The 11,333-nt window shown below is 67.3% G+C and carries 10 protein-coding genes; 3 read left to right on the forward strand and 7 right to left on the reverse strand.

Annotation, left to right across the window (positions count from 1 at the left end; all coding sequences use genetic code 11):
- Positions 1-260 precede the first annotated feature (260 nt).
- Positions 261-1,256 (forward strand): MASE1 domain-containing protein, encoded by a 996-nt coding sequence (locus AB0M65_RS37190; RefSeq protein ID WP_364038975.1) that lies wholly within the window; start codon positions 261-263, stop codon positions 1,254-1,256.
- Between the two features lie 4 nt (positions 1,257-1,260).
- On the opposite strand, the gene AB0M65_RS37195 is transcribed toward AB0M65_RS37190, so the two are convergent.
- The 7 genes from AB0M65_RS37195 to AB0M65_RS37225 form a co-directional block, all read right to left on the reverse strand.
- Positions 1,261-2,316, reverse strand: coding sequence for an alpha/beta fold hydrolase (locus AB0M65_RS37195; RefSeq protein ID WP_364038978.1), 1,056 nt, complete (start codon positions 2,314-2,316; stop codon positions 1,261-1,263).
- A 118-nt stretch (positions 2,317-2,434) separates the two neighbouring features.
- Positions 2,435-3,298, reverse strand: coding sequence for an SDR family oxidoreductase (locus AB0M65_RS37200; protein ID WP_364038981.1), 864 nt, complete (start codon positions 3,296-3,298; stop codon positions 2,435-2,437).
- Positions 3,299-3,384: 86 nt separating this feature from the next.
- Positions 3,385-3,891: a GNAT family N-acetyltransferase gene (locus AB0M65_RS37205; RefSeq protein WP_364038984.1), complete on the reverse strand. Its 507-nt coding sequence runs from the start codon at positions 3,889-3,891 to the stop codon at positions 3,385-3,387.
- A 114-nt stretch (positions 3,892-4,005) separates the two neighbouring features.
- Complete coding sequence (locus AB0M65_RS37210; protein ID WP_364038987.1) at positions 4,006-5,160, reverse strand: acyl-CoA dehydrogenase family protein; 1,155 nt, start codon at positions 5,158-5,160, stop codon at positions 4,006-4,008.
- Complete coding sequence (locus AB0M65_RS37215) at positions 5,157-7,157, reverse strand: biotin carboxylase N-terminal domain-containing protein (protein WP_364038990.1); 2,001 nt, start codon at positions 7,155-7,157, stop codon at positions 5,157-5,159. The genes AB0M65_RS37210 and AB0M65_RS37215 overlap by 4 nt, the downstream gene beginning before the upstream one ends.
- A 172-nt stretch (positions 7,158-7,329) precedes the next feature.
- Positions 7,330-8,943 (reverse strand): carboxyl transferase domain-containing protein, encoded by a 1,614-nt coding sequence (locus AB0M65_RS37220; protein WP_364038993.1) that lies wholly within the window; start codon positions 8,941-8,943, stop codon positions 7,330-7,332.
- A gap of 150 nt (positions 8,944-9,093) precedes the next feature.
- A complete protein-coding gene (locus tag AB0M65_RS37225) occupies positions 9,094-9,903 on the reverse strand; it encodes an SGNH/GDSL hydrolase family protein (RefSeq protein WP_364038996.1) in 810 nt (269 codons plus the stop codon).
- A gap of 193 nt (positions 9,904-10,096) precedes the next feature.
- On the opposite strand from AB0M65_RS37225, the gene AB0M65_RS37230 reads away from it, so the two are divergent.
- Positions 10,097-10,687: a TetR/AcrR family transcriptional regulator gene (locus AB0M65_RS37230; protein WP_364038999.1), complete on the forward strand. Its 591-nt coding sequence runs from the start codon at positions 10,097-10,099 to the stop codon at positions 10,685-10,687.
- Between the two features lie 57 nt (positions 10,688-10,744).
- On the forward strand, positions 10,745-11,242 hold the full coding sequence (locus AB0M65_RS37235) for a hypothetical protein (protein WP_364039002.1): 498 nt from the start codon (positions 10,745-10,747) through the stop codon (positions 11,240-11,242).
- Positions 11,243-11,333: the final 91 nt, after the last annotated feature.

Raw genomic sequence — 11,333 nt, forward strand, 5'->3', positions numbered from 1 at the left:
GGTTCTCTCACACGATCATGGGACTTAGACACTCACATGATCAACCAGAGACCGTGCCTGCCCTCATCCAGGCAACCGACTTTGCCGGGGCCCTGACCTAGGCGCAAGGAAGGGGGCCTTCATGTACTTGAGGCGAGCACACGCGGCCGTTGCGGTGGCCCGTTTATTTCCACCACTTCGACAACACGTTCGGGGCGGCTCCGGTCCGGTGTCGCGGGGGTACCCTCTTACCTTTCCTGCCCGCGAATGCCGGAGTCCCGATGAGGCTCGCCGCTCGACAGCTCTCCCCTGCGGCACAGTGGTGCCTCATCGTCCTCGGCGTGACGGCCTGCTACTTCGCCACCGGCCAGATCGGCATCCAGTGGGCGATCGTGCGCGAGCAGATCTCCCCGCTGTGGCCGGCCGCCGGGGTCGCGCTGGCGGTGCCGATGCTGCTCGGACCGCGGTTCTGGCCGGGGATCGCGCTCGGCGCGCTGCTGACGAACATCGCGCTCGGCCCCTCGCTGATCGTGGTACTGGTGATCTCCGCCGGCAACACCCTCGGCCCGTTACTGGCCTATCGCGTGATGCGGCGGCGGGGTTTCCGCACTCAGCTCGACAGGCTGCCGGACGTCGTCCTGCTGGTCGTCGTCGGCGCCATCGGGGGTACGGCCGTCAGTGCCGTGATCGGCACCGGCGCACTGGTCCTCGACGGCGCCCTCGCCCCCGGCGAGTTCTGGCCGACGGTGCTGGTGTGGTGGACGGGCGACGCGATGGGCGCCCTCACCATCACACCCCTGTTGCTGCTGGCACCCAGATTCCGCCGTCCGGCGCGGGTTCCGCTCGTCCGCTGGGCCGAAGCCTCCACGCTCGGCGTCTGCGTCGTCGGGACGTCGATCCTCGCCGGCACGAACCCGCCCAAACTGTTCGTCGTGTTCCCGGCCCTGATCTGGGCGGCCCTGCGCTTCCGGCAGGCGGGCGCGCTGCTCTGCTCCCTCTGCGTCTGCGCCTTCATGATCTTCGCCGCGGCACGCGGCTCTGGCCCCTACGGCTCGTACGATCTGGTCGCCAGGATGCTGCTCATCCAAGCCTTCGACGCCACCGTCGGGATGACAGCGCTCGTGTTGTCCACGATCGTCCTGCAACGTGACCGCGCCACCGCGGAGGTCGCCGACGCCTGGCGCCAGATCACCGAAATGGTCGAGATGATCGCGCCGCGCCAGTCGATGCGCAGCGCGATGACGACCCAGCGCAAAAGCGACGATCTGGCCGGTTGACGCCTCAGGCGACCTGATCGTCGAGGAACCGGTCGAGATAGCGCCACGTGGTCCCGCGTGCCTTCCGGCCGGTGAGCACGCCGAGATGCCCGCCGGGCGCGGTTTCGAACTTCACCGACGGCGAGTTGTCCAGCAAGCCGGTGAGCCGTTCGACGGCCGCACGCGGGGCGATCGTGTCGTTCTGCCCGGCGATGACCAGCGTGGGCACCTTGACCCCGGACAGCGCGATGATCCGCCCGTTGAGGTCGACCGTGCCCTCGGCGAGGTCGTTGGCGCGGAAGAACCGGTGGTAGATCTGGCCGAACGTCCGCCCGGGGTAGGCGATCATGTTGTCCATGAAGTGGTCGACGGCCTCGATCTGCGCCAGGTAGTCCCGGTCGTCGAGATTCTTCAGGATGGCGAGGGGTTTGGTGATCTCCTTGCTGATACCGGTCACGCGGAAGACCCGGCTGACCAAATAGGACGGTGCGCCGCCGAGCACGCGGTAGAACGGGGTCAGCAGATGGCCGCCGGTGAGGTCCACCAGCGGGCGGAACGGCGCGATCAGCGGGATAGCGGTGAAGTCGAACGGCGACGCGATGGTTGCGATCGACTCGATCGGCAGCTCGGGCTGGTCGGCGGCGGTCAGCAGGGAGAAGATCCCGCCGAGGCACCAGGCGATGACGTGCACGCCCTGGCCACCCGAGTCCTCGCTGACCTTGCGGATCGCGCGCGGGAGCACCTCGTCGATCCAATGCTCGATGCCGAGGCGGCGATCGGAGAACGCGACGTTGCCGTAATCGACCAGGTAGGTGTTGCGGCCGCCGTCGACCAGGTGCTCGGCGAGGCTGCAGCCGCGGCGCAGGTCGAAGCACAGCGCGGGCGCGGCCAGCGGCGGCACCAGCAGCACCGGCGGGCCGGACACCCGGTCCTTGCCGTTCGTCAGCCGGTACACGGACCGGTTGGGGCCCTGGTCGATCAGGACGCGCGGCACCGGGCGGAGATCGGCGACACCACCGTGCAGCACCTTCCCGACGACGTTCGACGCGGCGGCGGCGAGCCGTGCCGGGGGTGTTGCCATGAGGTGCCTCCTGGAGGGATGAACGCGGTAAGGCGCAATCTTGCCGCGTACGGGCGCGCGACTCAACACCGCCGCCGTTCCAGGCCGTCCACTTCGGACGGTCGCTAGGCCGTCCGAGTTAAGAATCGGCATCCTTTCCCACCGCCGGGGCACTGCGTGCCGCCCGCGATTCGTACTCCGCGCGAGCACTGGAACGCGTTGCGGAGGACAGAATCTTGTCGCCGCCGAGCGCACGCACCAGCCACTCGCCGACGCGCCGGGGAAGCAGTCGTGTGATCCTGCCCATGGCATCCAGCGATCCGGGAACGAAGACGTCGAATTTGGGATGGCGCAACGCATCGACAATGGCCTTCGCCACATCTTCCGGCTGGATCGATTTGAAGAACCTCGCCTCGCCGAGCCCGCTGGCCAGTTCCGTGCGCACCACGGCCGGCATCACACAGGAGACCACTACGCCCGTTCCGCGTAATTCCAGATGCACCGATTCCGACAAACCGACGACGGCGTGTTTCGTGGCGCAGTAAGTGGCGGCGCCGGGGAATCCGGCCTTTCCTGCCATCGACGCGATGTTCACGATGTGCCCGGTGCCACGCGGGCGCATCCGCTTCACTGCTTCCCGGGTGCCGTGGATGACCGCGTGCAGGTTGATTTCGAGCAACCTCCGGGTCGCCGCGTCGTCCTCTTCGTCGAGCGGTGCGAGCGGCATGATGCCCGCGTTGTTGATCAGCACGTCGATCGGGCCGACGCGCCGCTCGACCTCGTCGAGGAACTCGGTGAAGCCCTTCGTGTCGGTGACGTCGAGCGGCAACGCCTCCGCACCCAGTTCGGCCGCCGTCTTCTCCGCGAGGACCTGGTCCAGGTCGCCGATCACCACCTTGGCGCCGAGCCGGGACAGCATCGTCGCGGTACTGGCCCCGATGCCCCGCGCCGCTCCGGTGATCACGACGACCTTGCCTGCGAGAGAACGTGGCTGCCTGGCCATGGCGGGCTCCTCTGCGACTGCGTTGTCCGGGGCACTGTTGGCACTGTGTCAACTATGGTGCACCGGAAGCCGCGAGACCGCCAGTCCTACGGCCGCTGTTCGAACACCTGCCCGATCCAGCCGTTGACGTCGAACCGCTCGGTCGGCTTGAACCCCTGACTCTCGTAGTAGCGCTGTAGATCGCCGTCGCCGCCTGCCCAGCAATCGACCCGGACCAGCCCGATGCCACGCTCACGTGCCTCGGCCAGCGCGAACTCGACGAGTCGCGACCCGACCCGGTGCCCGGCGAACCGGCGCGAGGTCAGCAGCAGGCCGACGTAGATCTCCGGCTCCTCGACCGGCGGGACATGCGGGAAGCGGTCACCGAGGATGATCGCACCGGCCGCCTCTCCGCCGACCTCGCCGATGTACAGCCCCGGCCCGTCGGCCATCCCGCGCACCCGCTCGACCCGCTTGGGGATCGTGGACCACGGCTCGGTCCCCCACTGCCCTTCGCTGCCCCGTCCGGCCAGCCACGCGACGGCCTCGTCGAACATGTTCAGCAGGGTCTCGAAGTCCCCAGAACCACCCTGCCGGATGACGAAATCGTTCATTCCTCCGTTCTACAACATCGTGAGGACGCGTGAGACTTGCGTCTAGGTACATGAAGGCCCCCTTCCTGTACCTAGGCGCAAGGAAGGGGGCCTTCATGTACTTGGTCGCAGGCGTCAGGCGACGCCGAGGTGCCGCGCGATCAGCATCCGCTGCACCTCCGAGGTGCCCTCGCCGATCTCCAGGATCTTCGCGTCCCGGTAAAAGCGGCTCACCGGGAACTCGTTCATGAAGCCGTACCCGCCGAAGATCTGCGTCGCCTCGCGCGCGTTGTCCATGGCGGCGTTCGACGCGACGAGCTTCGCGATCGACGCCTCCTTCTTGAACGGCTCACCACGCAGCATCTTCGACGCCGCCGCGTAGTACGCGAGCCGCGCGGTGTGCGTGCGCACCTCCATGTCGGCGATCTTGAACTGGATCGCCTGGTACTCACCGATCTTGTGCCCGAAGGCCTCACGTTCCTTGACGTACCGCAGGCATTCGTCGACACAGCCTTGCGCGAGCCCGACGCTCAGCGCGGCGATCGCGACCCTGCCTTCGTCCAAAATGGACAGGAACTGCGCGTAGCCGCGGCCGCGTTCGCCGATCAGGTTCTCCGCCGGGACACGGACGTCGTCGAACGACAGCTCGTGTGTGTCCGAGCAGTTCCAGCCGACCTTGGAGTACTTCGGTGCCACGGCGAAACCCGGCGTTCCCGACGGGACGAGGATCGCCGAGATCTCCTTGCGCCCGTTCTCCTTCACGTCGGTGACGGCGGTGACCGTGACCAGTTTCGTGATGTCGGTGCCTGAGTTGGTGATGAACGACTTGCTGCCGTTGATCACCCAGGTGTCGCCGTCGAGTTTGGCGCGTGTGCGGGTGGCGCCCGCGTCCGAGCCACCGCCCGGTTCGGTAAGCCCGAAAGCGCCGAGCGCGGTTCCGGCGCACAACTCCGGGAGCCACTTTTCCTTCTGCTCCGCGGTGCCGAACCGGTAAATCGGCATGGCGCCCAGCGAAACGCCGGCCTCGACGGTGATCGCGACCGACGAGTCGACCCGCGCCAGCTCCTCCAGCGTCAGGCACAGCGCGAAGTAGTCGCCACCCATGCCGCCGTACTCCTCCGGGAACGGCAGGCCGAACAAGCCCATCTCGGCCATTTTCGCGACGATCTCGTACGGGAACTCCTCCCGCTCGTACAGGTCGCCGATGACCGGGGCGACCTCGGAGCGCGCGAATTCCTCGACCGTCTTGCGCAGCGCCTCGTACTCGTCATCCAGCCGAAAGTCGATCATTGGCCATCCTTTTGGGGTGTCACAACGGCTACTGTCTCGTCCAGCGCGACCTGTTGGCCTGCCCGGACGGGGAGTTCACTGACCACGCCGTCGATCGGCGCGGTGATCGTGTGCTCCATTTTCATCGCCTCGACGACCACGAGCGGCGTCCCGGCGCTGACCACGTCACCGGCGGCGACCTTGACCACGAGCACGGTGCCGGGCATCGGGCTGGTGACCGGTCCGGCCCCGCCCGCGGCACCGGCGGCCGACCGCAGCCGCTCCTGCTCACCGATCGCGAAGCTGTGGCCGTCCCGCGCGAGCCAGACGGTCTTCCCGCGTCCGGCGGCGTACCGGTAGCGGTGGAAACCACTGGGATGCCGGACTTCCAGCAGATCTCCCTCACGCCGCGCGGAAACCGGCACGGGCTCGGCGCCGTCGACGCTGACGAGCGCGTTCGACGGCGTGCCCCGCACTCGCACGACGGCTTCGGAACTCCCGGATTTCAAAGCGAAGTCGATCCCACCGGACGCGCCGAGCCGCCAGCCGTCGGGAATGTCCCACGGATCGACGACGGACCCCTGAGGCTGCAAGGAAAGCAGTCTGTCCAGCGCGGCCGCGACGAAGAACTCCGGCGGCACCTCTTCGGAGACCAAAGTGGACAGTTGCCGGTCCACGAGTCCGGTGTCGAGCTTGCCGTCACGGACGTCGCCGTCGGCAAGAAGCCCGCGCAGGAACGCGACATTCGTGCCGACGCCGAGCAACGCGGTGTCGGCGAGTGCGAGATCCAGGCGGTGCAACGCGGACGCGCGGTCCGGTCCCCAGGCGATGACCTTGGCGAGCATCGGGTCGTAGTTCGAACCGATGACGGCGCCCTCGCTCATCCACGAGTCGACACGCACGCCCTCGCCGGACGGCTCATGCACCGCGAGCACGGTTCCGCCGGTCGGCATGAAGCCGCGTGCGCCATCTTTAATAGACAGAGTTTCGGCGTAGACACGGGCTTCGACGGCGTGGCCGTCCAGCCGGACGTCTTCCTGCGACACGGTGAGCACGGCACCCGCGGCGATCTTGACCTGCCACTCCACGAGATCGAGTCCGGTCACCAGTTCGGTCACCGGATGCTCGACCTGCAGACGCGTGTTCATCTCCATGAAGAAGAACTTGTCGGGCGCGAGGGCCGACACGATGAACTCGACCGTTCCCGCGCCGACGTAACCGACGGACCTCGCGGCCTCGACGGCGGACGCGCCCATCTTCGCGCGGGTGGCTTCGTCCAGCAGGACCGACGGCGCCTCTTCGATGATCTTCTGGTGCCGCCGCTGCAAGCTGCACTCGCGCTCACCGAGGTGGATGACGTTGCCGTGCGTGTCGGCGAGGACCTGGATCTCGATATGCCTCGGCGTGGTGACGAACCGCTCGATCAGCAGCGTGTCGTCGCCGAAGGAACCCTTGGCCTCACGACGGGCGGACTCCACGGCGGCGGCCAGTTCGGACGTCGCGTGCACCAGCCGCATCCCCTTGCCGCCACCACCGGCGGACGGTTTGATCAGCAGCGGGTACCCGACCTTTTCCGCGGCGGCCGCGAAACCGCCATCGGGAATGTCCACATCGGACGCTCCGGGCACCACCGGGACGCCCGCCTTGGACACCGTCGCCTTGGCGCGGATCTTGTCGCCCATGGCGTCGATCGCCTCGACCGGCGGGCCGATGAACACCAGCCCCGCTTCCGCGCAGGCACGGGCGAATTCCGCGTTCTCCGCGAGGAACCCATAGCCGGGGTGGACAGCCTGCGCCCCCGTGTCGAGCGCCGCCTGGACGATCGCCGGAATGGACAGATAGCTTTTCGCCGCTTCGGCAGGGCCGATGCGGACAGCCGTATGCGCCTCGCGGACGTGCTTGGCGTCGGCGTCCGCGTCGCTGTACACCGCGACCGAACGGATGCCGAGCCCGCGCAGCGAACGGATCACGCGGACGGCGATCTCCCCGCGATTGGCGACCAGAACCGTGTCGAACATGCTCACATCCTGTGTTTTCCGGCGGCGCGCGATCGCGAACGCGTAGCCAGGCCGCTCGTTGGGAAATCAGACTCAAGGCGCGCGATCGAGGCGGTCTGCCTCCACGTTCGCGAATCCTCCGGACGGGCGCGCCGGCTTCGGTCGAGTTGAGCGGTCCTCCGCATCGTCGCGCTCACATCCTGAAGACGCCGTAGTTGACATCGGACAAAGGCGCGTTGGCCGCCGCGGACAGCGCGAGGCCGAGCACCGTGCGGGTGTCCGCCGGGTCGATCACGCCGTCGTCCCAGAGCCGCGCCGTCGAGTAGTACGGGCTTCCCTGCGCCTCGTACTGCTCGCGGATCGGATCCTTGAAGGCTTCTTCGTCCGCGAGAGACCATTCGCCGCCGCGAGCCTCGATGGCGTCACGGCGGACCGTCGAGAGCACCGACGCCGCTTGCTCACCGCCCATCACGGAGATCCGCGCGTTCGGCCACATCCACAGGAACCGCGGCGAGTACGCGCGGCCGCACATCGAATAGTTCCCGGCACCGAACGAGCCGCCGATGACGACGGTCAGCTTCGGCACCCGCGCGCAGGCCACCGCGGTGACCATCTTCGCGCCGTGTTTGGCGATGCCACCCGCCTCGTAGGCCCGGCCGACCATGAAGCCGGTGATGTTCTGCAGGAACAGCAGCGGGATCGAGCGTTTGTCGCACAGTTCGATGAAATGCGCGCCTTTCATCGCGGACTCGGCGAACAGGACGCCGTTGTTCGCGACGATGCCGACGGGGTGGCCGTGGATCCGGGCGAACCCGGTGACCAGCGTCGGCCCGTACTCCTTCTTGAACTCGCCGAACCGGCTGCCGTCGACGATCCGGGCGATGACCTCGCGGACGTCGTAAGGCACGCGCGGGTCGGTCGGGACGACGCCGTACAACTCATTCGGGTCGGCGACCGGTGCCTCGGTCGGGAGAATGTCCCACGGGCGTGACGAACGCGGACCCAAAGTCGACACGATCGAGCGAACGATGCGCAGGGCGTCGGCGTCGTCCTCGGCCAGGTGGTCGGTGACGCCGGACTGGCGTGAGTGCACGTCGCCGCCGCCGAGTTCCTCGGCCGTGACGACCTCGCCGGTCGCGGCCTTCACCAGCGGCGGGCCGCCGAGGAAGATCGTGCCCTGGTTCCGCACGATGACGGCTTCGTCGCTCATCGCCGGGACGTACGCGCCGCCCGCGGTGCAGGACCCGAGCACCGCGGCGATCTGCGGGATGCCCCGCGCGGACATGGTCGCCTGATTGTAGAAGATCCGGCCGAAGTGCTCACGATCCGGGAAGACCTCGTCCTGCCTCGGCAGGAACGCGCCGCCGGAGTCCACCAGGTAGACACACGGCAGATTGTTGTGCAGCGCGACCTCTTGCGCGCGCAGGTGCTTCTTGACGGTCATCGGGTAGTAGGTGCCGCCCTTGACCGTGGCGTCGTTGGCGACGATCACGCATTCGCGGCCGGAGACCCGCCCGATCCCGGTGATGATCCCGGCCGACGGCGCCTCGTCGTCGTACAGTCCGGTGGCGGCCAGCGGGGACAGCTCCAGGAACGGCGAACCCGGGTCGAGGAGGGTGTCGACCCGGTCGCGCGGCAGGAGTTTGCCTCGTTCGACGTGGCGGGTGCGGGATTTCTCCGTACCGCCGAGCCGGGCCGCGGCGAGCCGCTTGCGCAGGTCCTCGACCAGTTCGGCATGGGAGATGACGCCGCGGGCGTACTCGTCGCTGCCCGGATCGGCGGAAGTACTCAGTACGGGTGTGTCCATGGCTCCTCGCCGCCAAGTTAGCCGTCGTTAACTCGCCCTCGTAGGTTAACGGCCACTAACCTCGCTTGTCCACCGCACCCCGCCAGTACAGGAAGGCCCCCTTCCTGTACCTAGGCGCAAGGAAGGGGGCCTTCATGTACTTCGATGAAATCAGCCGATGGCCGCGACCAGCGGGTTGTAGTAGCCACCGCGCTGACCGGCGACCGTCGGGTGATACGAGTTCACGATCGGCCAGGTGAGGCTGTGCAGGTAGTCGTTCGCGGACGAGCAGATGTTGTGCCCGGTGAAGGCACCACGCACGTCGACGAACTTGGCACCGTTCGCGGACGCGCGGGCCGAAAGCACCGAGGCCAGCGCGTCGGAGCCCGAGTTGATCGCGGAGCGCTTGGTGTCGGACAGCCCGACCGAGCACGAACCCGGCACCGTGTAGAAACGCGGGTACCCGAGGACGACGAGCTTCGCACCGGGCGCCTTCGACTTGATCGTGCTGTAGACGTTGTTCAGCAGTCCGGGCAGCGTGTTGTTCACGTAGGTCTTCGCGGTGTTGACCCGGTTGACGCACGTCTGGTCACTGCCGGTGGTGCAGGTGGTCATGACGTCGGCGAAGCCGGCGTCGTTGCCGCCGACCGTCACCGTGACCAGCGTGGTGCCGGAGGTGACGTTCGCGGCCTGGCTGAGCACGTCGCCGGTGCGCGCCCCCGAGCACGCGACGAACTTGAACGAGGTCCCGGCGTGGGCGTTCGCCCACAGCTGGGGATAGGAATTGGTGCTGCGCATGCAGTCGCCCGAGTTCCCGTAACCGCCGGCACCGACGCCGGACGAGTACGAGTCACCGAGTGCGACGTAGTTGGTCGCCGCTTGTGCGGTGCCGGCGAGACCGAAGGTGGCTAGGACGGCGACCCCCAGGGCCGCGGCTGAACGAGTGAAGGAAAACGCTTTGATCCGAGCAGGGACGGCCATGGTCACTCCTTCGTGACAAGTTAACGAGACACAGCATTACCAGGTGGTAGCTCGACGCAAAAGGGTCATTTCCGCAGGTAACCCGCTTGGCTCAGGCTGGAAGTAAGACCGGGGGTGTCAGCGCTCGCTTGCTGTGACGATGAGCTCTCGGCTGAAAAGCGTGCCTCGACCCCGGCGGCCCTAATATGGCCAGATGCCGGCGAACCCCACCCCACTCGTGAACGGCGAGAAGGCGAACAGGCGCGAACAGATCATGGCCGCCGCCGCCGAGCTCTTCGCCCATCACGGTTTCCACGGCGTCGGCATCGACGACATCGGCGCCGCGGTCGGCATCTCCGGACCGGCGTTGTACCGGCATTTCCGCAGCAAGGACGCCATTCTCGGCGAGATGCTGAATTCGATCAGCCGCTACCTCCTCGATGGTGGGACCGCTCGCGCGAGCCAGCGGGACGGGCCCGGCGATGTTCTCGAAGCACTAGTGGATTTTCACGTGGATTTCGCGCTCGCGCATCCCGCGCTGATCACCGTCCAGGAGCGGAACCTCGCCAATCTCACTGACAGTGACCGCAAGCAGGTTCGCGCCCTGCAGCGTCAGTACGTCGAGGTGTGGGTGCGCGCGATCAGTGACGCGGTGCCCGGGATCGGCGAGCGGCAGGCGCGGTCGGCGGCACACGCGGTCTTCGGGTTGATCAACTCGACGCCCTACAACCGCCATCTCGGTGACAGCGAACTCGCCGAAATGCTCTGCCGCCTCGCGCTGGGTGCACTGCACGCCGCCAAGTGACCACGTCCGGGTTTCGGCCTATCGCCACTTTTCCGTCCTCTGGTGTTTGATAGGCACGTGGAGCCGGACAGGAGCGAGTACGAGCGGAGGCTCGTCGAGAAAGCGCAGCGTGCGCTCGTGGCGATCAGCCTCGGGGACGACGCCGAGGCGCTCGACGAACTCACGCCGACCGCCGTCGAGCCCGTGGCCCGCTCCGAAGAGACCAAAGAGCTCGTGATGATGCTTTTCGGTGAATGCAGCGCCATGGTGTCGACTCTCGGCGACGGCGGCAGCGCGCCGGTCAAGGTGCAGGTATTCGACGAGGACGGTGAAGAGGTCTCGATCGATCAGGCGGACCCGCCGGTCCGGACAGCCGTGCGGACGTTGCTGGCGGAAGTACACGGCAACAGTGAGGCCGCGCAGGAACAGGTCGAGATCGCCCTCGCCAACGCCGCACCGGACGAGGTCGACAGTCTGGTGCTGCAGGCCCTGCGCTGGACGATCCGGCTGTCGGCGGAATGCCTCGACCGGGATCTGCCGGTCGCGCCGTGGATTTCGGACGCGGTCGCCGACTAGCTTGAGTTTTAACGTCTGAGTGGCCGGGTGACACCCTGGTTGATCATGAGTGAAGCCCTTGGTTGATCATTCCTTCTTGCGACAGAGGGAA

It is taken from the genome of Amycolatopsis sp. NPDC051071, from assembly GCF_040682875.1.
Classification (GTDB): Bacteria; Actinomycetota; Actinomycetes; order Mycobacteriales; family Pseudonocardiaceae; genus Amycolatopsis.